This is a genomic window from Bacillus sp. AF23 (assembly GCF_020861455.1).
Taxonomy (GTDB): domain Bacteria; phylum Bacillota; class Bacilli; order Bacillales; family Bacillaceae; genus Bacillus; species Bacillus halotolerans.
Window position 1 is genome coordinate 1 of the sequence record NZ_JAJHVY010000011.1, and the last position, 22,603, is coordinate 22,603.

The window sequence follows — 22,603 nt, forward strand, 5'->3', positions numbered from 1 at the left end:
ATTGGCTGTATAAAAGGTGTTTTGATCCCTGTCTCAAAAACGGGGGTCAGTCCCATATCAGACAGCTGTTTTTTTAATTTTTGGCTTTGATTTTTCCGCCCCATTTTTTAAAGCCGCCCTTAAGGTTATAAATCTCAGTGCAGCCGTTTTTGCGCAGGGTTTGTGCCGCGCGTCCGCTGCGGACACTGTTCTGGCAGTACAGATAGACAGGCTTGTCCGGCCGGATTTCATTTTTTCTCTGTTTCAGCTGAGAAAGCGGAATGTTGCGGGCGCCTAAAATATGTCCGCCATCAAATTCATTCGGTTCACGAACGTCGATAAGCTGCGCTTTGCGGTAACCAGCGCGGAATTCTTCTTCCGAAAGTGTTTTCATAATTCGCTGCTGATAGACATATGAAGCAATCATATAGACGATAAACGCAGCAAAAATAATTAAAACGATCATATTAGACAATGTGATTCTACTCCTTTAACGTATAAAATCAAAACCCTGCTTCTTTAAACAAGGGCATAGAGACGTTTTCGACAAATACTATTATAGTAAAGCACGGCGCGATTGTCATCCATAATGGAACTAAAATATTTTTCATTTTCCCGGCAGTTTGTTAAACTGATTCTATTAAAACGGTAAGGAAGGTCTCAAAATGGAAAAAGAAACTTGGCGGTTTATAGACTCAGGAAATGCAAGCCCGGCTTTCAATATGGCGCTTGATGAAGCGCTTTTATATTGGCACAGTGAAAAGAAAATTCCTCCGGTCATCCGTTTTTACGGCTGGAATCCGGCGACGCTTTCTGTAGGTTATTTTCAAAATATTAAAAAGGAAATCAATTTTGAAGCAGTACATAAGTATAATCTTGGATTTGTCAGACGACCGACCGGAGGAAGAGGGGTGCTCCACGATCAGGAATTGACATACAGTGTAATCGTTTCTGAGGATCATCCGGAAATGCCGGCGACTGTAACCGAGGCATATCGGGTTATTTCAGAAGGCATACTCCAAGGCTTTAGAAATCTTGGTCTGGACGCTTATTTTGCCATTCCGAGAACCGAAAAAGAAAAAGAAAGCTTAAAGAACCCGCGCTCTTCCGTTTGTTTTGATGCGCCGTCCTGGTATGAGCTCGTTGTCGAGGGACGCAAGGTGGCGGGAAGCGCGCAAACGAGACAAAAAGGCGTCATTCTTCAGCACGGCTCCATTCTGCTTGATTTGGATGAGGACAAGCTGTTTGATCTGTTTTTGTATCCGAGTGAAAGAGTCAGAGAGCGGATGCAGCGCAATTTTAAAAATAAAGCGGTTGCGATTAATGAACTCACCGATCACCCGGTGACGATGGAGGATGCACGCAAGGCTTTTAAATCCGGATTTGAAACCGGTTTGAATATTCACTTGGAGCCGTACGAATTATCCCAGGAAGAGCTTGATTTTGTTCAGGACTTGGCAGAAACAAAATATGCTTCTGATGAATGGAATTATAAGCGGTAAAAAGGGCTTTTTGGCCTGCAGAGCATCCTTGTTTTTTCAAGTTCATTAGTGTAAACTTGTAATGATTTATAAAGTTAAGGTGCTTTTTGGGAGGGTTTCGATGACGACACCAAGTATGGAAGATTATATTGAACAGATTTATATGCTGATTGAAGAAAAAGGATATGCAAGGGTTTCTGATATCGCGGAAGCATTGGCAGTCCACCCCTCCTCTGTAACAAAAATGGTTCAAAAACTAGATAAAGACGAATATTTAATTTATGAAAAATATCGCGGTCTCGTGCTAACGTCTAAAGGAAAGAAAATAGGCAAACGGCTAGTATACAGACATGAATTGCTTGAGCAGTTTTTAAGAATCATTGGTGTTGATGAAGAGAAAATATATAACGATGTCGAAGGAATCGAGCATCATTTAAGCTGGAACAGCATTGATCGCATCGGTGATCTTGTTCAATATTTTGAAGAAGACGATGCGCGTAAAAAAGAGCTGAAATCAATCCAAAAGAAAACAGAACATCATAATCAGTAAAAAGGCGGGCCTCAAAGGAGGCCGCCTTTTTTTGATGAAATGCGCCCTGCTTCATTCATTGGTCTATTTCTTCGCGTTTTTTCTTAAAATGATAGTAAACCATTGGATGGAGGGGGAGGGTATGGGATGTATATTGACGGTGTGTTTTCTGGCGGAGGGGTAAAAGGCGTGGCGCTTGCCGGCGCTTATGAAGCGCTTGAGGAAAAAGGCTTCCGCTTTGCGCGGCTTGCCGGCACAAGCGCCGGCGCCGTTATTGCCGCTTTTATTGCATCAGGTTATTCAAGCAAGGAAATTCACGCTTTGATTGAAGAAGTGGACGGAGAGAGGCTGCTGGACCAGCGATACTCATTTCTCCCCTTAAAAATGCTCCAATGGGTGTCCATTTACTGGCGTTTGGGCTTGTTTAAAGGAGACACATTAGAAAAGTGGATCGCCGACCTTTTAAGAGCGAAAGGCGTACGCGTCTTTGGCGATTTGAAAAAAGGCTCTTTGCGGCTCATCGCTTCGGATCTGACAAACGGTACAATGATCGTGCTGCCGGATGACTTGGTCCGCTACGGGTTAAATCCGGATATGTTTCCGGTTGCCAGAGCGGTAAGAATGAGCTGCAGCATTCCCTATTTTTTTGAACCAATAAAATTAAAAACAGATACAGGAACTGCCACCGTAGTGGATGGGGGCGTTTTAAGCAATTTTCCCATATGGCTGTTTTCTAAAGAAAGAAAACGACCTGTTATCGGTGTGACGCTTGCGCCGAATGAAAGGGAGCGGCCGAAAAAAAATATCGGAAACGCTTTTGAACTGTTTGGCGCTCTGTTTGAAACGATGAAGGATGCGCATGACGCAAGACATATCGCGTCACGCTATGAGCAAAATATCATTTTTCTTCCGGTTGACAACGTGATGGCGACCGAATTTCATTTAACACAACAAAAAAAACTAGCCCTGATTGAGCTAGGTAAAAGTCGGACAGAGCAGTTTTTAAAGCAGTGGACCTATTAAAAAAGCGCTCTGTTTTTCTTTTTATTTTTTTTGCCTTCTATGACAGTCAGCTGCGTCTGGCTTTTTTTCTTGAGAATCATCGGCTTAGGTTTGCTGGCGCTCGGAACGCTTCGCAGATGGCTCACCCGGCCTTTATGCCCGGCGCGGTGCTTTGCTTTTTGTTCTTTCAGCCGGCGCCTCGATTGTTTGGCCGCTTTTTTAAAAGCCGCTCCTTCACTGCCAGTATTTCGCTTCATTACATATTTCACAATAAAATAAATAATGATACCTGCCAAGATGACGGTTATCGCCATTTTTGCCATTTCTCCGGGATTGGTTACCAGCACATAGAGGAAACCGAACGCTCCCAGCGCAATTAATACAGCAATAATAGGTTGTACACGATGATTCATAACTGTCCACCTCCGAAAGTAATAGCAGGGCAACGGATATTAGATGACGTTGTGAGAGGGCTGCTCTTTTTGTTCAGATCTTTCTTCGAGTCTGAGAAGCTCGTTAAAGCTTTCGATTGCAACTTCTACTTGGTCATCCTTAGGTTCTTTCGTCGTTAACAGCTGAAGCCAGAGGCCCGGGTACCCGAGACATTTCAAACCGGGAATATCACGCACTTTATTTGTCAGCTGCAGCACTTCAAAGGAAATCCCAAGTACAACCGGTATGAGAGCGACACGATCTATAACACGCAACCAAAGCGGATCTGTCGGAACAAGCAAGTATACAAACATACCGACAATAATGGTAAATAAAATAAAGCTGGACCCGCAGCGGTAATGAAGCCGTGATTGATTTTGAACGTTCTCTACAGTAATTGGCAAATTCTGTTCATAACAGTTTATGACCTTATGTTCGGCTCCATGATATTGAAACACTCTTTTAATCAGCGGTGTCATGGATAAAAAATAAATATAACCGAGCAGCAAAATCAGTTTGAATAGACTTTCAACTGCGATTTGCGCTGTGTCCGTTGGAAAAACCGGTCTTGTCAGTTCAGCTAAGAAAACAGGAACCAATGTAAATACGAATTTACTGAACAAAAATGATAAGACGCCGATCACTGCAAGGCTGAGATACATTGACAGCCCCGAGGTTTTTTTTTCTTCCTTAAGCGTCTCGTCCTCAGACGGATCAAGTCCGTAGCGTTCACTCGAGAAATTCAAATGCTTTGTGCCGTTAGCGCTCGCTTCAATAATAGCGGCGATCCCTCTTATAAATGGTATTTTTTTTACCCTGTTCAGCTTCGGATTGTGTTTCCGGGGAAGCTTGAAGAAATCAATGCTTCCGTCTGTTCTTCGTATGGCCGTAACGTAATTGTGTTTTCCGCCAAACATAACGCCTTCCACAACCGCCTGCCCGCCGTAAACGGGCGGAATTTTATGTTTTGACATATTCATCAACCTGCCTATTTCTTTAGGATTGCTAACTATTTCCTTTCACTCTATTGTACAGGAAACAGCGCGAAACCTCTAGATTGACGGGCTGAAAATTTGCCAGAGCCTTGCTTTTTCTACATGCAGTATACCCGTTATTTTCAAATTTTACTCGCTGCTGTCAAAATGTGTGAGCTTTTTTATTGACATTTCATTTTTTGGGCACACTTTAACAAGGAGGTGGCCGTTATGACTAGTGAAAAAAATACAGATCAAAACGAACAAACAAAAGAGAATCAGGGACCGCCTGTGCCAATGGGCGGCAGGGTAGCGGCGACGGGTTTTTGCGGAGGCGTATTATGGAGTTTCGTCGGTTATATCGCCTACTTATTTCATTTTTCCGAAATCAGCCCCAATATGATATTGCAGCCGTTTGTACTCGGAGAGTGGAAAAAACATGGTTTAGGAACGATTATCAGCATCATTGTGATTGGCATCATTTCGATTGGCGGGGCGTTTCTTTATTATCTTCTCTTGAAACGCTTGAAAACGATGTGGCCTGGTATGTTATACGGCTTGCTGCTTTGGCTGCTCGTGTTTTTTGTGTTTAATCCGATTTTCCAGGATGTGCGCGCCGTAACTGAATTGAAATCAGATACGATTATTACAACGATCTGCATCTATCTGCTTTACGGTCTGTTTGTCGGATATTCAATTTCATTTGAATATAATGAGCTGAACTCGGAAAAGCTGGCACGTGCGCTGGGAACACAGAGAGAATAGTGTATTATCCTTTTTTGTTATGATAAAATGTTCACGAGAAGTGAACATTTTTACATGAGAAACCCTCGCGAAAAGGAGAGAGCCATGTGCCTCATTTTTTGATTTTGAACGGCCCGAATGTCAATCGGCTGGGGAAGCGTGAGCCGGATGTATTTGGGCGTCACACACTGACAGATATTGAAACAGATCTTTTTCAATTTGCTGAAGCCTTACATATTCAGCTTACTTTTTTCCAGTCTAATCATGAAGGCGATTTGATAGACGCCATACACGAGGCTGAGGAACAATATGACGGAATTGTTTTGAATCCGGGCGCGCTGAGCCATTACAGCTATGCCATCAGGGATGCTGTTTCAAGCATCAGCCCTCCTGTGGTTGAGGTGCATTTATCAAATTTATACGCCAGAGAAGAATTCAGGCATCAGTCAGTGATCGCTCCTGTTGCGAAAGGGCAGATTGTCGGCCTCGGATCAGAAGGCTACAAGCTTGCTGTTCGCTATTTATTAAGCCGGCAAGGGGGAGAATAAAGATGAAACTTGAGAAATTAAGAAACTTGTTCGAACAGCTGGGGATAGACGGAATGCTGATTACAAGCAGCATCAATTTGCGCTATATGACCGGTTTTACAGGGTCAGCGGGCTTAGCTGTCATATCCGGAGACAGGGCTGCGTTTATTACAGATTTCCGTTATACGGAGCAGGCCAAGGTTCAGGTAAAGGGCTTTGAAATCATTGAGCACGGCGGCAGCCTGATTCAAACCACTGCCGACACAATTGAAAAGTTCGGCATCAAACGCCTCGGTTTTGAACAAAACAGTATGACCTACGGCACATACGCGTCTTACAACGCGGTTATCAGTGAGGCTGAATTAGTGCCTGTGGCTGAATCCGTGGAAAAGTTGCGCTTGATTAAGTCTAATGAAGAGATTAAGATATTAGAGGAAGCTGCGAAGATTGCAGATGATGCTTTCAGCCATATCTTGACGTTTATGAAACCCGGCATTTCTGAAATAGCTGTTGCCAATGAATTGGAGTTTTATATGAGAAGCCAAGGAGCGGACAGCTCTTCTTTTGATATGATTGTCGCCTCGGGCCTTCGGTCAAGCCTTCCCCATGGAGTGGCAAGTGACAAACTGATTGAAAGCGGGGATCTTGTTACGCTGGATTTTGGCGCTTACTATAAAGGATATTGTTCTGACATTACCCGAACGGTCGCTGTAGGCCAGCCTAGTGATCAATTGAAAGAAATTTATCAGGTCGTATTTGATGCTCAGGCACTCGGCGTCGAACATATTAAGCCGGGCATGACAGGCAAAGAGGCTGACGCCCTGACAAGGGATCATATCGCTGCAAAAGGCTACGGCGAGTACTTCGGCCATTCAACCGGGCATGGGCTCGGCATGGAAGTTCATGAGTCGCCGGGGCTGTCCGTCAGATCTTCAGCTACCCTTGAACCGGGCATGGTGGTTACAGTGGAGCCGGGCATTTACATACCAGAAACAGGCGGTGTCCGAATTGAAGATGACATCGTGATGACAGAAAACGGCAACCGGACAATTACCCATTCCCCAAAAGAACTCATTATTTTGTGATTGGAATATAGGAGGACATTAAACATGATTTCAGTAAACGATTTCCGTACAGGATTAACAATCGAAGTGGATGGCGGCATTTGGCGCGTCGTTGACTTCCAGCACGTAAAACCGGGTAAAGGTGCGGCATTTGTCCGTTCTAAACTTCGCAACCTGCGTACTGGCGCGATTCAGGAAAAAACATTCCGTGCTGGTGAAAAAGTGGCAAAAGCGCAAATCGAAACAAAAACAATGCAATACTTATATGCAAACGGAGACCAGCACGTATTCATGGATACAAGTTCATATGAACAGCTTGAACTGAGTGAAACTCAAATTGAAGAGGAATTAAAATATCTGCTTGAAAATATGTCTGTACACATCATGATGTACCAAGATGAAACACTCGGTATCGAACTTCCGAACACGGTTGAGCTGAAAGTGGTAGAGACTGAACCTGGTATTAAAGGTGATACGGCATCAGGCGGTACAAAACCTGCGAAAACCGAAACTGGTCTTGTTGTAAACGTGCCGTTCTTTGTCAATGAAGGCGACACTCTTGTAGTCAACACATCAGATGGTTCTTACGTTTCAAGAGCGTAAGGAGAAAAAAGAGGCCTGTTCCCAATTGGGAGCTGGCTTTTTTTGTGCGCAAAAACAGAATCTTTCTTTTATACGAAAATGGCAAGACTACTTCCGACAGCTAGAGCATATCATATAAAAAAATGGGAGGTTGGGAGAGTGCTATGAAATTTTTTCTTGGAAATATCAATTCTACTGTTTTGACAATGGCCGGATTGCGAGTTTTATCCTCTATGATCGAGCTGACGGCCGCGATTGTGATGCTTGTGACAAATGATGTCCGCAAAGCGGTTGTGGTCAACAGCATTCTTGCTATTGTCGGTCCGCTGATTTTTATCATCACCATGACTGTGGGAATCTACCAAATTGCCGGGCAGCTGTCATATGCAAAACTGATCTTGATTTTTACGGGTGTCGTGTTGATTTTAGCGGGTGTCCACAAATAAAGAGAGCCTTGTCATAAAGTCTGCCTCACATCATACATTTTAAAGAAGCCGATCGGTAGAAAGGAGGAGACTCTGTTGAATGAAATTGCTGACGTTCTCCCTGAATCCATGAAAAACGCCCTTTCTGAAATACCGGAACATCAATGGCTGGAAATCGAAGAAATCAGAATTCGGGTTAACCGCCCTGTTGAACTGATACGAAAAGGACAACCTCTTTTTTTGTCCTATGCGGGCACGGCCGAGGATGCCCACCTGATCCTCAGCCGGCTGAGCAATTATAGTATGTATACGCTAGAAGAAGAGCTGAAGAAAGGGTATGTCACCATCAGGGGCGGCCACAGAGTCGGACTTGCAGGCAGAGTCATTACAGAAAACGGAGGGGTGAAGGGCCTCCGCGACATTGCTTCTTTTAATATACGAATTGCCCGGCAAAAGCTTGGAATTGCAGAACCGCTGCTGCCTTATCTGCATCAAAACGGCTGGCTGAATACATTGATTATCGGTCCGCCCCAAACCGGTAAAACAACGCTGCTTCGGGATCTTGCCAGACTTGCGAGCAGCGGCAAGAACCGGATTCCGCCCGTAAAGACAGGTATTGTCGATGAACGGTCGGAAATTGCCGGGTGCCTGCGCGGCATTCCGCAGCATCAATTCGGACAGAGAATTGACGTGTTAGATGCCTGTCCGAAGGCTGAGGGGCTGATGATGATGATCCGGTCAATGAGTCCCGAGGTGATAATCGTTGATGAAATCGGAAGAACGGAGGATACAGAAGCACTTCTCGAGGCGCTGCATGCCGGTGTTTCGGTCATTGTATCCGCGCATGGCTGGAGTATTTCTGATCTGATGAAGCGGCCTTCATTAAAGCGTCTGTGGGAAGAAAAAGCCTTTGACCGCTATTTGGAATTATCCAGAACGAAGGGACCGGGCACGGTAAGCCGTATTTATGACAAAGACGGAAACGTGCTTTCGGGAACGAGGGACGTGAAAACATGCTGAAGCTGTTAGGCGCTGTATTCATTGTAGCTGCGACAACATGGACAGGTTTCGAGACGGCGAAAATTTATACAGAACGGCCAAGGCAAATCCGTCAGCTGCGTGCCGCGCTCCAATCTCTTGAGGCGGAAATTATGTACGGCCATACACCGCTTCACACCGCTTCGCAGCAGATCGCAAAACAGCTTGCACAGCCTGTTTCGGCTCTGTTTCTCAGTTTTAGCGAACAGCTGGAGAAAGGCAGTGATTCCGCTAAAACGGCATGGGAGCAAAGCTTAAAAAAAGTGTGGGACAACATGTCGCTGAAAAAAGCCGAATATGATGTGCTGAAGCAGTTCGGCGAGACGCTTGGGATTCACGATCGAATCTCACAGCAAAAACATATCAAGCTGGCACTTACACACTTAGAGGCATCGGAAGCGGATGCTGAGCAGGCCCAAGCGAAAAATGAAAAGATGATAAAAAGTTTAGGCTTTTTAGCGGGCTTGTTACTCATTCTTCTATTGATGTAAACGTGAGGGGAGCAAAAATAAAATGGGAGTAGACGTTAATGTCATTTTTCAAATCGCCGGAGTGGGAATCGTGGTCGCTTTTTTACACACGATTTTGGATCAGATGGGAAAAAAAGAATACGCCCAGTGGGTGACGCTGTTAGGTTTTATCTATATTTTATTTATGGTCGCCACTATTGTGGATGACCTCTTTAAAAAGATAAAAGCTGTGTTTTTATTTCAAGGATAGGGGGGCTTACAGATTGACATTGTTCAAATTGTAGGTTTAGGGCTGATCGCCACCTTCCTTTCTTTGATCGTAAAAGAACAAAAGCCGACATTTGCCTTTTTAATTGTCGTCTTTGCCGGATGTGTTATTTTTCTCTATTTGGTAGATCAAATCTACGACATTATCAGAATGATTGAAAAAATAGCCGTTAACGCCAATGTCAACATGGTATATGTTGAAACGATTTTAAAGATTATCGGAATCGCTTATATTGCTGAATTCGGGGCGCAGCTCACCAAGGATGCCGGTCAAGGGGCCATCGCCTCGAAAATAGAATTGGCGGGGAAAATTCTGATTCTCGTTATGGCTGTTCCTATTTTAACCGTGATTATTGAAACGATTCTCGGACTTATACCTTCCATGTCATAACCGAAAGGAGGCGGCAGATTGAAGCGTTTTCGATGGGCGTTGGTTCTTGCGGTGCTGCTCGTATTCGGCTGCACAGAAATTGTACAAGCAGCAGACGATTCGACCCAAACAGAAGAACATACCGAAACGCCGGAGCAATTGGCTGAAAAAACGGCAGAGTCGCTTGAAACAGACAAGATCGGTGAATTTTGGAATGACATAATGACGGAGTACGGCGGGCTTCTGCCGGAAAGTCAAAAAGGAAGTTTGCTTGAGTTTATAAACGGCGATAAATCCTTTTCACCGCAAGAATGGCTGAAGGCTCTCTTTTCTTATTTGTTTCATGAAGTGCTTGCCAATGGAAAGCTTCTCGGCACGTTGATTTTGCTGACGATTTTTTGCGTCATTCTTCAGCTTCTGCAAAATGCATTTCAGCAAAGCACAGTCAGCAAGGTTGCCTACGCAATTGTTTATATGGTGCTGATAATCCTGGCGCTGAACAGCTTTCATGTAGCGATCAATTATGCGACAGAGGCGATTCAGACGATGACCAGTTTTATTTTGGCTCTCATTCCTCTCCTGCTGGCACTATTGGCTTCCTCTGGAGGAGCTGTATCTGCGGCTTTCTTTCATCCTGTTATTCTCTTTCTAATGAATACGAGCGGTCTGCTGATTCAAAATATCGTCATGCCGCTGATTTTCTTATCGGCGATTCTGAGCATCGTCAGTACAATGACTGAACAATACAAAGTAACGCAGCTGTCCAATCTTTTCAGAAATATTGCCATCGGAGCGCTGGCAGTCTTTCTCACTGTGTTTCTCGGCGTCATTTCTGTGCAGGGTGCCTCGGCGGCAGTGACAGACGGCATTACGCTCAGGACGGCTAAGTTTATTACCGGCAACTTCATTCCTGTTCTTGGAAGAATGTTTACTGACGCAACAGATACAGTGATCAGCGCTTCCTTATTGCTGAAAAATACGGTGGGAATTCTGGGTGTCGCCATTTTGATTTGTATTGCGGCTTTCCCGGCAATCAAAGTGCTTTCTCTCGCTTTTATTTACAAGCTGGCAGCCGCGATTCTCCAGCCGCTCGGCGGCGGTCCGGTCATTACCTGTCTCGATGTCATCAGCAAAAGCGTCATTTATATTTTTGCGGCTCTCGCTATTGTGTCTCTCATGTTTTTTTTAAGCCTTACCGTCATTATTACTGCCGGAAACCTCACGATGATGATGAAATAAAGGAGGCTGACGGATGAGTTTTTTAACTGAATGGCTTACCAGCATCGTCTTATTTATCCTATTTGCAATCGTCATTGATATGCTGCTGCCGAGCTCCAGCATGCAAAAGTACGCAAAAATGGTAGTCAGCCTGCTGCTGATCGTCGTCATGCTTACTCCAATCTTTAAGCTTTTCAAAACAGACCCCGAAGTCATCTTTGAATACCTCACAAAAAACGGGCAATCGGAATCTGCCGAAATAAAAAATCAGATCAATTCAAAAAAAATAGAAATACAAGCTTCCCAGCGCGCATATATTTTAGAAGAAATGGCTGTCCAACTAAAAAAGAAAGCGGAGGAGATGTTCAGTCATGACGAATATAAAGTAGACCAAATCAAGATCACGGCAGGAGAAAAAGTAGATTCAGAAGAGGATATCAAAACAATCAGCGTGTATATGGCCCCGTCTTCTGAAAAAACGGTCCAAACGGTCGCGCCGATCGACATTAATACGGATCATGCATACGTCACGAAAGAAAAAGCGGAACAAAAAGAAGCAAAACAGATTGAGACAAAGCTTGCGGACATTTGGGAAATCGGCAGTGAGAAAATTACGGTTCATATGGAAGGCGGGGAGAGGATCGGCAATGAATAAAAACGGATTATGGAACGTATTGAAAAAGCAGTTTCTTCCGGGGCAATCGAAGGACGGCGAAAAACCGAAGCTGACCAAATATCATTACTTTCTGTTCGTTTTTGTTCTCGGCGTCTCCTTTATGCTTGTCAGTCAGCTCTTTTCTTCACCGGAGAAAACGGAAAACGCCCAGACCATAACAGCACCGGCATCAGCTGATTCGGCGGACAGCAAAGAGAAAACAGCCGAGGTGTTTAAAGCCTCTAAATCTGATGATCCTAAAAACTCTATTGGCGATTATGAAAAAGAATATGAAAACCAGCTGAAAGAAATTCTTGAAACCATTATCGGCGTGGAGGATGTCTCGGTTGTGGTCAATGTAGACGCAACGTCACTGAAGGTTTATGAAAAAAACAAATCAAGCAAAAATACAACAACTGAAGAAACAGACAAAGAAGGCGGAACTAGAAGTGTGACGGATCAAACATCAGAGGAAGAAATCGTCATGATCAGGAATGGGGATAAAGAAACCCCTGTTGTGGTTCAAACGAAAAAACCTGACATACGCGGTGTACTCGTTGTTGCTCAAGGAGTGGACAACGTTCAAATAAAACAAACCATTATTGAAGCGGTGACACGGGTCCTGGATGTTCCAAGCCACCGGGTTGCGGTTGCCCCTAAAAAAATAAAGGAGGATTCATAAATGCTCAAAAAACAAACCGTTTGGCTGTTAACAATGCTCAGTCTTGTTGTGGTGTTAAGTGTTTATTATATCATGTCACCGGAAAGTAAAAACGCGGTGCAGATGCAAAGTGAAAAAAGCCCGTCTGACAGCGGTGAGGTAGCAACTGAAAAAACACCTGCCAAGGAAGACACAAAGGAAAAAAACGGTGCTGAAACAGAAAAAGAAGACGGAACAAAGGGGACGAAAGATTCTTCATCAGACAAAGAAACTTCCGCTGAAGCGAGTGAAAAAGGAACAGTTGTGACCGAAACCGCCGATGATGATCTCTTCACAACGTACCGCCTTGATTTAGAGGACGCCAGAAGCAAGGAAAGGGAAGAACTGAATGCGATCGTATCCAGCGACGATGCAACAGCAAAGGAAAAGAGCGAAGCATATGATAAAATGACAGCCCTCAGTGAAGCGGAAGGAACAGAAAAACAGCTTGAAACACTGATTAAAACACAAGGCTATGAAGATGCCCTCGTAAATGCGGAAGGAGACAAAATCAACATCACGGTCAAGTCTGACAAACACTCCAAATCTAAAGCTACAGCCATCATAGACCTTGTTGCCAAAGAAATTAAAACGATGAAAGACGTTGCTGTCACATTTGAGCCTTCCAAATAGTTAATGAACAACCGCCCGCCGAAACGCGGGCTTTTTGCATGCCAATCATATTAGAGTTGAATTCAAAAGTCCGCTCCTGTAAGATAAACATAGTATGTACTTTTAGTAGTAACCTATAAAAAGAAATTTCAATACATAGGAGTGCGATGGAATGTTAAATATTAAAGAAATCCATGAGCTGATTAAAACAATTGACGAATCTTCAATTGATGAATTCGTATATGAAAATGAAGGTGTTTCCCTAAAACTGAAAAAACACGAAGCGGGTACAGTGCAAGTGATGCAGCAAGCACCGGCAGCACCTGTACAAGCAGCGGCTCCGCAAACGGCACAGCCGCAAGCGCAGCAAGCAGCGCCGGCACCTGCACAAGAGGCGCCGAAACAAGATGAAAACCTGCATCAAATCAAATCGCCGATGGTGGGAACATTTTATGCTTCTTCATCACCGGAAGCCGGTCCTTATGTAACTGCAGGCTCTAAAGTAAATGAAAACACAGTTGTCTGCATTGTGGAAGCAATGAAGCTATTCAACGAAATCGAAGCGGAAGTAAAAGGCGAAATCGTTGAAGTATTAGTTGAAAACGGCCAGCTGGTTGAGTATGGACAACCTCTATTTCTTGTAAAAGCAGAGTAAGGAGACTTAACATGATAAAAAAGCTATTGATCGCCAACAGAGGAGAAATTGCTGTCAGAATCATCAGAGCCTGCAAAGAGCTCGGCATTGAGACTGTCGCTGTTTATTCAGAAGCTGATAAAGATGCCCTGCATGTGCAAATGGCTGATGAGGCTTTTTGTATCGGACCGAAAGCATCAAAAGACAGCTATCTAAACGTTACAAATATCGTAAGTGTCGCCAAGCTTACCGGCACAGACGCTATTCATCCGGGATACGGATTTTTAGCTGAAAACGCCGACTTCGCGGAATTATGTGAAGAAGTGAATGTCACGTTTGTCGGACCTAGCGCTGAGGCCATTTCAAAAATGGGAACAAAAGACGTTGCGCGGGAGACGATGAAACAGGCGGGCGTGCCGATCGTTCCAGGTTCACAAGGAATTATAGAAAATGTGGAAGAAGCGGTTTCGCTGGCTAATGAAATTGGGTATCCTGTAATTATAAAAGCCACCGCAGGCGGAGGCGGAAAAGGAATCAGGGTTGCGCGCACCGAAGAGGAATTGATTAACGGCATTAAGATTACTCAGCAGGAAGCTGCAACTGCATTTGGAAATCCTGGAGTTTACATCGAAAAATACATAGAGGATTTTCGTCATGTTGAGATCCAAGTGCTTGCCGATAATTATGGAAATACCATTCATTTGGGCGAACGCGACTGCTCGATTCAAAGACGCCTTCAAAAGCTTTTGGAAGAATCACCATCTCCTGCGCTTGATTCAGAAATCAGAGAGCAGATGGGTGAAGCAGCGGTTAAGGCTGCAAAAGCAGTTGGCTACACAGGCGCGGGAACAGTTGAATTTATTTATGACTACAGAGAACAGCGCTACTACTTCATGGAAATGAACACAAGAATTCAAGTGGAGCATCCAGTCACAGAAATGGTGACAGGAACAGACCTGATTAAGGAACAAATCAGAGTCGCATCAGGAATGGAACTCACCCTCAAACAAGAAGATGTTCTATTTGAAGGCTGGGCCATCGAATGCCGAATTAATGCGGAAAACCCTAGCAAAAATTTCATGCCGTCACCTGGTGAAATCAAAATGTATCTGCCGCCGGGCGGTTTAGGTGTTCGTGTAGATTCAGCCGCGTATCCGGGCTATACCATCCCTCCGTACTACGACAGCATGATTGCGAAAGTAATCACATACGGAAAAACGAGAGATGAAGCGGTTGCCCGCATGAAGCGCGCATTAAGCGAATTCGTCATCGAAGGCATAGAAACAACAATCCCGTTCCACATCAAACTGCTTGAACACGAAACATTTGTCAGCGGAGAGTTTAATACGAAGTTTTTAGAAACATATGATGTAATGGGCTCATAATTTTTACGGAGGTGAATTGAATGAAAGACAACAGCTTGCTTAAAATGGATCAGGAAGACACGCATTTAGGTAAGGTTGAGATCGCGCCGGAAGTCATTGAGGTGATTGCGGGTATCGCAGCTTCTGAAGTTGACGGCGTTGCTGAAATGCGCGGGAACTTTGCGACAGGGGTCGTCGAGCGCTTCGGCAAAGTAAACCACGGCAAAGGCGTAAAAGTCGACTTGGCGGATGACGGAATTACGATCGATGTCTACTGTGTTGTCGCATTCGGCGTTTCCATTCCGAAAGTCGCTGCGGCCGTTCAGGAAAACATTCGTCAAACCTTATTAAATATGACGTCTCTTTCAATTAACGAGATCAATATTCACATCGTCGGCATTCAATTTGACACAAAAGCCCAGGAAGTCGAAATCGACGAAGAAATGTAAATGGCTTAACAGAAAACCAAGGGGAGGGCGGCCCTTTGGTTTTTTTACACGTTACCCTTTATTTCAAAGCATGAAGAAAGCCGGCTCGAGGCAGCCGATTTCTTCATGATCGTGAAATCCGAATGATCATATGAAGGTGTGTAAAAATATTCGGTAATAGGGTCGAAAAACCTTGATTTCAATATGCGGATACGAAAAAAATATGTTATGATCTCTTTATGGCTTAACGACAAGCGGATAAAGAGGATCAAAGGAGAAAGAAAATGAAAAGAAGAACAGCAAGAGAAAAAGCTTTGCAGGCACTATTTCAAATTGATGTCAGCGATATTGCAGTGAATGAAGCCATTGAACACGCATTAGATGAAGAAAAGACAGATCCTTTCTTTGAAAAGCTTGTATACGGTGTACTTGAACACCAGGTTCAGCTGGATGAAATGATTTCGAAACATCTGGTGAATTGGAAGCTTGACCGGATTGCCAATGTTGACCGTGCTATTTTGCGTCTGGCAGCATACGAAATGGCATATGCCGAAGACATTCCGGTAAATGTCTCCATGAACGAAGCGATTGAGCTGGCGAAACGGTTTGGTGATGACAAAGCGACAAAATTTGTAAACGGGGTTCTTTCTAACATTAAATCTGATATTGAACAATCATAGGAGGAAAGAAAATGACTGCAACAATCATCGACGGAAAAGAAACGGCAAAAGAAAAACGCGAACAATTGGCAAAAGAAGTAGAAGAGCTTAAAAAGCAAGGCGTCACTCCCGGCCTGGCGGTTATTTTGATTGGAGATGACCCAGCTTCTCATTCTTACGTGCGGGGAAAGAAAAAAGCAGCAGAAACAATGGGCATGAATTTTAAGCTTGATCAATTCGACAGCAGCCTCACAGAAGCTGAACTGCTTTCGATTATTGACAAATACAATGAAGACCCTGAGTTTCACGGAATTCTCGTTCAGCTTCCGCTTCCAGACCATATTTCTGAAAAAGCGGTGATTGAACGTATTTCTCCTGATAAGGATGTAGACGGTTTTCATCCGTTAAATGTAGGAAAAATGCTGCTAGGCGAAGATACATTTCTTCCTTGCACGCCGCACGGAATTGTTGAGCTTTTGAAGAAAACCAATATTGACCTTTCCGGTAAAGAGGTTGTTGTAGTCGGCCGAAGCAATATTGTCGGTAAACCTGTCGGCCAGCTTTTATTAAATGAAAACGCGACAGTGACATACTGTCATTCAAGAACAAAAGATATATCTGAACATACGAAAAAAGCGGACATCCTGGTGGTGGCGGTCGGTAAAGCCAACTTCATCACTGCTGACCAGATGAAAGAAGGCGCCATCGTTATTGACGTCGGCGTTAACCGTTTGGAAAGCGGAAAGCTTTGCGGAGACGTTGAGTTTGAAGGTGCGAAGGAAAAAGCATCCTTTATTACACCTGTTCCGGGCGGAGTCGGTCCTATGACCATCACGATGCTTGCGCATAATACTGTTAAATCTGCGAAACGTACGTTATCATAGATCTTTGGAGATATTCAGAGACAGGCTAAAACCCTGCCTCTGGATAATGAGCACGATACCCGCTTCTTCAGGCTCCTTAAGCCAGAGCGGGTTTTCTTTAGTTATGGTGCAGGAATGCTTACGAGAGGAGTTTGAGACATGGGTGAAACAGCGTATGTTACTGTCTCAGCGCTGACAAAGTATATAAAACGAAAATTCGATGTAGATCCTCACCTTGAAAATATTTGGATTAAAGGCGAATTATCGAATGTAAAGATACACACGAGAGGCCATATTTACTTCACGTTAAAAGACGAAAACGCCCGGATGCAGTCGGTCATGTTCGCCAGACAGAGCGAGCGTCTTCCTTTTAAACCTGAAAACGGTATGAAAGTGCTGGTGAGAGGCGGAATTTCCGTATACGAACCGAGCGGAAACTATCAATTATATGCAAAAGAAATGCAGCCTGACGGGGTCGGAGCGCTTTATTTAGCGTATGAAGAATTAAAAAAGAAGCTAGCCGGAGAAGGTTTATTTGACGAACGCTACAAAAAACAAATCCCCGCATTTCCAGCCACAATCGGGGTTGTGACATCACCCACAGGTGCTGCTGTCAGAGATGTCATTACAACTCTAAAAAGAAGATATCCCCTTGTAAAAGTCATTGTTCTTCCAGCGCTCGTTCAGGGTGAAAATGCGAGCAGATCAATCGTTAGGCGCATTGAAGAGGCGAATGAAAAACAGGCGTGCGACGTATTAATTGTCGGAAGAGGCGGCGGATCGATTGAGGAACTGTGGGCGTTTAACGAAGAAATCGTAGCGCGTGCGATCTTTGCCTCCAACATACCGATCATATCGGCAGTCGGGCATGAGACGGATTTTACCATCAGTGATTTTGTTGCGGATATCAGAGCGGCGACACCTACAGGAGCAGCTGAGATTGCAGTGCCCCATACCACTGATTTAATGGAACGGACGAAAACGGCGGAAGTCAGAATGACAAGAGCGATGCAGCAGCATCTCATCCAAAAAAAAGAACGGGTTCAAACACTTCAATCCTCATATGCATTTCGCTTTCCTAAGCGGCTGTTTGAGCAAAAAGAGCAGCAGTTTGACCTTGCATACCAGCAGTTTCAAGCTCAGCTTACCGCGCTGTTGGACCGGAAAAGCAGACAGCTTGAGCGCGAAACATACAGATTAGAGGCGCTGCATCCCCATGAACAGCTGAAACAGGCGAGAAAACGGTATGAGGATCAGACGAATCAGCTGAAAAAAAATATGAATATCCAAATGAAGCAGCTGCATTCTCAGTTTCAAACCGTTCTGGGCAAGCTGAACGCGCTAAGTCCCCTTCAAATTATGGAAAGAGGATACAGCTTGGCTTATAAGGAAGATGAACTCATAAAAAGCGTCAGTCAGGTAGAAGAGAAAGACCAGCTTGAGGTAAAGCTGAAGGATGGCGTGCTGACCTGTGAAGTATTAAATAAGAGAGGGGAAGAAAAATGACAGACATGAAAAAAAATGAAAGCATGACGTTTGAAGAAGCGATGAAAGGCTTAGAAAGCATTGTATCAAAGCTTGAAGAAGGCGATGTGCCTCTGGAGCAAGCAATTAACTACTTTCAAGAAGGAATGGCTCTTTCAAAAATGTGCCATGAAAAGCTTCAAAAAGTAGAAAAGCAAATGGACTTCATTTTAAAAGAAGACGGCGAACTGGCACCTTTTAGTGTTCAGGAGGAAGACGAAGGTGACAAATAAATTAGCTAGCTTTCTGGCGGAGCGTAAAAAAACGGTTGAAAAACAGCTCTTTGTATATACAGAAAACCTTAATATCCCGGATTTATTAAAAAAATCTATGCTGTATTCCCTTGAGGCCGGAGGGAAACGGCTGCGGCCTCTCATCGTGCTGGCGGTTTTGAATGCGTACGGAAAAAGTGAAAAAGACGGTATCCCAGTCGGGTGCGCTGTTGAAATGATTCACACGTATTCATTAATTCATGATGATTTGCCTTGCATGGATGATGATGATCTGCGCCGCGGAAAGCCAACAAATCATAAAGTATTTGGTGAAGCCACGGCTGTTTTAGCGGGAGACGGGCTGCTGACGGAAAGCTTTAAGCTGATTACGTCCCATGTGTCAGACGAAGTATCCGCAGAAAAGCGGCTGCGTCTTGTGAACGAACTGATTTCAGCAGCGGGAACCGAGGGCATGGTCGGGGGGCAGATCGCCGATATGGAAGCAGAAAACCGTCAGGTCACGCTTGAAGAACTTGAATCCATTCATGAACGGAAAACAGCCAAACTGCTCGGTTTTGGCGTCATCGCCGGCGCTATTTTGGCGGATGCGCCTGAGGAAGAAATTGAAACATTGCGCGTCTTCAGCAGCCACATAGGAATCGGTTTTCAAATCAGAGACGACATTTTAGATTTAGAAGGCAGTGAAGAGAAAATCGGCAAACGTGTCGGCTCGGATACAACGAACGACAAATCAACTTATCCGTCACTTCTGTCACTGGAAGGGGCCAAAAAGAAATTGGACGGTCACATAAAAGAAGCAAAGCGCTTGATCGACGGGCTCTCCCTTCAAAAAGACCTTTTGTATGAGCTTTGTGATTTAATTGCGGCAAGAGACCACTAAAACGATCCTTATTTGAAGCGGCTGCACGACATATGGTAGAATGTAAGCAGTTTCGATGAAAATCAAAAGGAAGAGCGCGTTTGTCTTTTTTTATGCCTGAGAAATGATCTGAGTTCAGCTCGGCATTTAAGACATATATCAATGCAGAAATTCATGCTGAAAGTGAGTTGATCCGCTTTGGATCTTTTATCAATACAGGACCCGTCGTTTTTAAAAAACATGTCCATTGATGAATTAGAGAAATTAAGTGATGAGATCCGTCAGTTTCTGATTACGACTTTATCGGCTTCTGGCGGTCACATTGGCCCTAATTTGGGTGTCGTTGAGCTTACCGTTGCATTGCATAAGGAATTTAACAGCCCGAAAGACAAGTTTTTGTGGGATGTAGGCCACCAGTCTTATGTCCATAAGCTGCTGACGGGCCGGGGAAAAGAATTTGAGACCCTTCGTCAGTATAAAGGGCTTTGCGGATTCCCGAAGCGGAGCGAAAGCGAACATGACGTATGGGAAACCGGTCACAGCTCAACTTCCTTGTCCGGTGCGATGGGGATGGCGGCCGCTCGCGATATTAAAGGAACGGATGAGTTTATCATTCCGATTATCGGTGATGGTGCGCTGACCGGCGGAATGGCGCTTGAAGCGCTGAACCATATCGGTGACGAGAAAAAAGACATGATTGTTATCCTCAACGATAATGAAATGAGTATCGCTCCGAATGTCGGTGCTATTCATTCCATGCTCGGACGGCTGCGAACAGCCGGGAAATATCAATGGGTGAAAGATGAGCTTGAATACCTGTTCAAGAAGATTCCGGCTGTTGGGGGCAAGCTTGCCGCCACGGCAGAACGTGTCAAAGACAGCCTAAAGTATATGCTTGTCTCAGGCATGTTTTTCGAGGAACTCGGATTTACTTATTTAGGCCCTGTGGACGGACACTCTTATCATGAGCTGATTGAGAATCTTCAATACGCTAAAAAAACAAAAGGCCCTGTCCTGCTGCATGTGATCACCAAAAAAGGAAAAGGGTACAAACCTGCTGAAACCGATACGACCGGTACGTGGCACGGAACCGGACCATATAAAATTAATACAGGTGACTTTGTAAAACCAAAAGCCGCAGCGCCTGCATGGAGCAGCCTTGTCAGCGGCACAGTACAGCGAATGGCACGTGAGGACGGGCGAATCGTGGCGATAACACCGGCAATGCCTGTCGGTTCGAAGCTTGAAGGCTTTGCGCAGGAATTTCCTGACCGAATGTTCGATGTCGGAATTGCAGAGCAGCATGCCGCTACAATGGCAGCTGCTATGGCATTACAAGGGATGAAGCCGTTTCTGGCTATCTATTCAACCTTCCTGCAGCGTGCATATGACCAGGTTGTTCATGACATCTGCCGTCAAAACGCCAATGTGTTTATCGGAATTGACCGTGCCGGATTAGTCGGTGCAGATGGCGAGACGCATCAAGGCATATTTGATATCGCGTTTATGCGCCACATTCCAAATGTGGTCTTAATGATGCCAAAGGATGAAAATGAAGGGCAGCATATGGTTCATACAGCGCTCAGTTATGACGACGGTCCGATCGCCATGCGCTTTCCGCGCGGAAACGGCCTCGGCGTCAAAATGGATGAACAGCTTAAAACAATCCCAATCGGCACGTGGGAGGTGCTGCGTCCGGGTAACGACGCGGTCATCTTAACATTTGGAACAACAATTGAAATGGCGCTTGAAGCTGCTGAAGAGCTGCAAAAAGAAGGCCTTTCCGTACGCGTCGTCAACGCGCGATTCATTAAGCCGATTGATGAAAAGATGATGAAGGATATACTAAATGAAGGCTTGCCGATTCTAACGATTGAAGAAGCGGTCTTAGAAGGCGGATTCGGAAGCGCGGTTTTAGAATTCGCTCATGATCAGGGGATGTATCATACGCCGATCGACAGAATGGGCATACCGGATCGATTTATAGAACATGGTAGCGTAACGGCGCTTCTTGAAGAAATAGGCTTAACGAAACAACAGGTGGCAGACAGAATTCGATTGCTGGCACCGCCGAAGACACATAAAGGAATTGGATCATGACGGCTAAGAAAGAACGATTAGATGTATTACTAGTGGAAAGAGGGCTTGCGGAAACGCGGGAAAAAGCGAAACGGGCCATTATGGCAGGGATCGTGTATTCGAATGAAAACCGCTTGGACAAGCCTGGTGAAAAAATTGACCGCGAGCTTCCGTTGACTATCAAAGGAAACCCGCTGAAATATGTGAGCAGAGGCGGCTTAAAGCTTGAAAAAGCGCTGAAAGAATTTCCTGTCTCTGTTCAGGACAAAATTATGATTGATATCGGTTCCTCCACCGGCGGCTTTACAGACTGTGCTCTGCAAAACGGCGCAAAACAGTCGTACGCGGTGGATGTAGGCTATAATCAGCTTGCATGGAAGCTAAGACAGGACGAACGTGTCGTCGTGATGGAACGCACGAATTTCCGTTATGCGACTCCGGCAGACTTCACAAAGGGCATGCCGGAGTTTGCTACGATTGATGTATCCTTTATTTCACTTCGGCTGATCCTGCCTGTTTTAAAAACATTGCTTGTACCGGGCAGCGATTGTATTGCGCTTGTCAAGCCTCAGTTTGAAGCAGGCCGGGAATCTGTCGGCAAAAAAGGCATTGTCAGAGATCCGAAGGTGCATGCAGATGTCCTGCGGCGTATGGTCAGTTTTTCGGCTGGCGAGGGCTATATCTGCAAAGGCCTGTCATTTTCTCCAATTACGGGAGGAGACGGAAATATTGAATTTCTCCTTCTTTTGCACTGGCTGGGAGAAAGTCAAGAAGGTGCAGGTTTGCCTGAGGAGGAAATCAGCCTTATAGTGGAAGAAGCACATAAGACGTTAAAAGAAAAAAAAGCAGATGTACCGGAATAATAGGGCGCTATTATTCCTTTTTTCTGCA

Annotated in this window: 29 protein-coding genes; 26 read left to right on the top strand and 3 right to left on the bottom strand. The window is 44.7% G+C overall.

All coding sequences use genetic code 11. The features are described from left to right. Positions 1–73: 73 nt before the first annotated feature. Positions 74–454, bottom strand: coding sequence for a rhodanese-like domain-containing protein (locus LNN34_RS02935; RefSeq protein ID WP_024122030.1), 381 nt, complete (start codon positions 452–454; stop codon positions 74–76). A gap of 190 nt (positions 455–644) precedes the next feature. On the opposite strand from LNN34_RS02935, the gene lipM reads away from it, so the two are divergent. From lipM to LNN34_RS02950, 3 genes are all read left to right on the top strand, one after another. Further along, positions 645–1,481, top strand: coding sequence for an octanoyltransferase LipM (gene lipM / locus LNN34_RS02940; protein WP_044154627.1), 837 nt, complete (start codon positions 645–647; stop codon positions 1,479–1,481). Between the two features lie 100 nt (positions 1,482–1,581). Continuing rightward, complete coding sequence (gene mntR, locus LNN34_RS02945; protein WP_010334908.1) at positions 1,582–2,010, top strand: transcriptional regulator MntR; 429 nt, start codon at positions 1,582–1,584, stop codon at positions 2,008–2,010. 126 nt (positions 2,011–2,136) lie between these two features. Beyond that, positions 2,137–3,012 (top strand): patatin-like phospholipase family protein, encoded by an 876-nt coding sequence (locus LNN34_RS02950; RefSeq protein ID WP_024122028.1) that lies wholly within the window; start codon positions 2,137–2,139, stop codon positions 3,010–3,012. On the opposite strand, the gene LNN34_RS02955 is transcribed toward LNN34_RS02950, so the two are convergent. Together LNN34_RS02955 and LNN34_RS02960 are read right to left on the bottom strand one after the other, a co-directional pair. Next, the gene (locus LNN34_RS02955; protein ID WP_044154629.1) at positions 3,009–3,404 is read right to left on the bottom strand and encodes an SA1362 family protein; all 396 of its coding nucleotides are present in this window, start codon (positions 3,402–3,404) and stop codon (positions 3,009–3,011) included. The genes LNN34_RS02950 and LNN34_RS02955 overlap by 4 nt on opposite strands. A 39-nt stretch (positions 3,405–3,443) precedes the next feature. Next, positions 3,444–4,397 (bottom strand): DUF1385 domain-containing protein, encoded by a 954-nt coding sequence (locus LNN34_RS02960; RefSeq protein ID WP_229042683.1) that lies wholly within the window; start codon positions 4,395–4,397, stop codon positions 3,444–3,446. A 231-nt stretch (positions 4,398–4,628) separates the two neighbouring features. Here LNN34_RS02960 and LNN34_RS02965 point away from each other — a divergent pair, with 231 nt between their 5' ends. The 23 genes from LNN34_RS02965 (at position 4,629) to LNN34_RS03075 (ending at position 22,575) form a co-directional block, all read left to right on the top strand. Then, a complete protein-coding gene (locus tag LNN34_RS02965; RefSeq protein ID WP_044154633.1) occupies positions 4,629–5,162 on the top strand; it encodes a YqhR family membrane protein in 534 nt (177 codons plus the stop codon). A gap of 86 nt (positions 5,163–5,248) precedes the next feature. After that, a complete protein-coding gene (gene aroQ / locus LNN34_RS02970) occupies positions 5,249–5,689 on the top strand; it encodes a type II 3-dehydroquinate dehydratase (RefSeq protein WP_024122024.1) in 441 nt (146 codons plus the stop codon). 2 nt (positions 5,690–5,691) lie between these two features. Next, positions 5,692–6,753, top strand: coding sequence for an aminopeptidase PapA (gene papA / locus LNN34_RS02975; RefSeq protein WP_229042685.1), 1,062 nt, complete (start codon positions 5,692–5,694; stop codon positions 6,751–6,753). A gap of 24 nt (positions 6,754–6,777) precedes the next feature. Continuing rightward, positions 6,778–7,335: an elongation factor P gene (gene efp / locus LNN34_RS02980; protein ID WP_024122022.1), complete on the top strand. Its 558-nt coding sequence runs from the start codon at positions 6,778–6,780 to the stop codon at positions 7,333–7,335. A 143-nt stretch (positions 7,336–7,478) separates the two neighbouring features. Continuing rightward, positions 7,479–7,760, top strand: a complete 282-nt coding sequence (locus LNN34_RS02985; RefSeq protein ID WP_010334901.1) for a YqhV family protein — start codon at positions 7,479–7,481, stop codon at positions 7,758–7,760. A gap of 75 nt (positions 7,761–7,835) precedes the next feature. Beyond that, entirely contained in the window at positions 7,836–8,759 is a 924-nt protein-coding gene (gene spoIIIAA / locus LNN34_RS02990) for a stage III sporulation protein AA (RefSeq protein ID WP_044154635.1), read from the top strand. Continuing rightward, a complete protein-coding gene (gene spoIIIAB / locus LNN34_RS02995; RefSeq protein ID WP_024122020.1) occupies positions 8,753–9,268 on the top strand; it encodes a stage III sporulation protein SpoIIIAB in 516 nt (171 codons plus the stop codon). The genes spoIIIAA and spoIIIAB overlap by 7 nt, the downstream gene beginning before the upstream one ends. 22 nt (positions 9,269–9,290) lie before the next feature. Next, positions 9,291–9,497, top strand: a complete 207-nt coding sequence (spoIIIAC, locus tag LNN34_RS03000; RefSeq protein ID WP_003153142.1) for a stage III sporulation protein AC — start codon at positions 9,291–9,293, stop codon at positions 9,495–9,497. Positions 9,498–9,509: 12 nt separating this feature from the next. After that, positions 9,510–9,905, top strand: a complete 396-nt coding sequence (spoIIIAD, locus tag LNN34_RS03005; RefSeq protein WP_081638335.1) for a stage III sporulation protein AD — start codon at positions 9,510–9,512, stop codon at positions 9,903–9,905. A gap of 18 nt (positions 9,906–9,923) precedes the next feature. Continuing rightward, on the top strand, positions 9,924–11,123 hold the full coding sequence (spoIIIAE, locus tag LNN34_RS03010) for a stage III sporulation protein AE (RefSeq protein WP_229042689.1): 1,200 nt from the start codon (positions 9,924–9,926) through the stop codon (positions 11,121–11,123). A gap of 13 nt (positions 11,124–11,136) precedes the next feature. Beyond that, on the top strand, positions 11,137–11,757 hold the full coding sequence (gene spoIIIAF, locus LNN34_RS03015; protein ID WP_044154638.1) for a stage III sporulation protein AF: 621 nt from the start codon (positions 11,137–11,139) through the stop codon (positions 11,755–11,757). Next, positions 11,750–12,439, top strand: coding sequence for a stage III sporulation protein AG (spoIIIAG, locus tag LNN34_RS03020; protein WP_010334895.1), 690 nt, complete (start codon positions 11,750–11,752; stop codon positions 12,437–12,439). Before spoIIIAF ends, spoIIIAG begins: the two co-directional genes overlap by 8 nt. After that, positions 12,440–13,090, top strand: coding sequence for a stage III sporulation ratchet engulfment protein SpoIIIAH (gene spoIIIAH / locus LNN34_RS03025; RefSeq protein WP_024122016.1), 651 nt, complete (start codon positions 12,440–12,442; stop codon positions 13,088–13,090). A 151-nt stretch (positions 13,091–13,241) separates the two neighbouring features. Beyond that, on the top strand, positions 13,242–13,724 hold the full coding sequence (gene accB, locus LNN34_RS03030; protein ID WP_024122015.1) for an acetyl-CoA carboxylase biotin carboxyl carrier protein: 483 nt from the start codon (positions 13,242–13,244) through the stop codon (positions 13,722–13,724). An 11-nt stretch (positions 13,725–13,735) separates the two neighbouring features. Further along, positions 13,736–15,088 (top strand): acetyl-CoA carboxylase biotin carboxylase subunit, encoded by a 1,353-nt coding sequence (gene accC / locus LNN34_RS03035; protein WP_059293619.1) that lies wholly within the window; start codon positions 13,736–13,738, stop codon positions 15,086–15,088. Positions 15,089–15,108: 20 nt separating this feature from the next. Further along, positions 15,109–15,516 (top strand): fatty acid biosynthesis protein YqhY, encoded by a 408-nt coding sequence (yqhY, locus tag LNN34_RS03040; RefSeq protein WP_059293620.1) that lies wholly within the window; start codon positions 15,109–15,111, stop codon positions 15,514–15,516. Positions 15,517–15,779: 263 nt separating this feature from the next. Next, positions 15,780–16,175 (top strand): transcription antitermination factor NusB, encoded by a 396-nt coding sequence (gene nusB, locus LNN34_RS03045; RefSeq protein WP_024122013.1) that lies wholly within the window; start codon positions 15,780–15,782, stop codon positions 16,173–16,175. A gap of 11 nt (positions 16,176–16,186) precedes the next feature. Further along, the gene (gene folD / locus LNN34_RS03050; RefSeq protein WP_024122012.1) at positions 16,187–17,038 is read left to right on the top strand and encodes a bifunctional methylenetetrahydrofolate dehydrogenase/methenyltetrahydrofolate cyclohydrolase FolD; all 852 of its coding nucleotides are present in this window, start codon (positions 16,187–16,189) and stop codon (positions 17,036–17,038) included. Between the two features lie 138 nt (positions 17,039–17,176). Next, a complete protein-coding gene (gene xseA / locus LNN34_RS03055; protein ID WP_059335400.1) occupies positions 17,177–18,523 on the top strand; it encodes an exodeoxyribonuclease VII large subunit in 1,347 nt (448 codons plus the stop codon). Beyond that, complete coding sequence (locus LNN34_RS03060) at positions 18,520–18,774, top strand: exodeoxyribonuclease VII small subunit (RefSeq protein ID WP_024122010.1); 255 nt, start codon at positions 18,520–18,522, stop codon at positions 18,772–18,774. Before xseA ends, LNN34_RS03060 begins: the two co-directional genes overlap by 4 nt. Continuing rightward, complete coding sequence (locus tag LNN34_RS03065; protein WP_101864516.1) at positions 18,764–19,654, top strand: polyprenyl synthetase family protein; 891 nt, start codon at positions 18,764–18,766, stop codon at positions 19,652–19,654. The genes LNN34_RS03060 and LNN34_RS03065 overlap by 11 nt, the downstream gene beginning before the upstream one ends. Before the next feature lie 177 nt (positions 19,655–19,831). Beyond that, positions 19,832–21,733 (top strand): 1-deoxy-D-xylulose-5-phosphate synthase, encoded by a 1,902-nt coding sequence (gene dxs, locus LNN34_RS03070; protein WP_199397957.1) that lies wholly within the window; start codon positions 19,832–19,834, stop codon positions 21,731–21,733. Further along, complete coding sequence (locus LNN34_RS03075) at positions 21,730–22,575, top strand: TlyA family RNA methyltransferase (protein WP_229042691.1); 846 nt, start codon at positions 21,730–21,732, stop codon at positions 22,573–22,575. Before dxs ends, LNN34_RS03075 begins: the two co-directional genes overlap by 4 nt. Positions 22,576–22,603 lie beyond the last annotated feature (28 nt).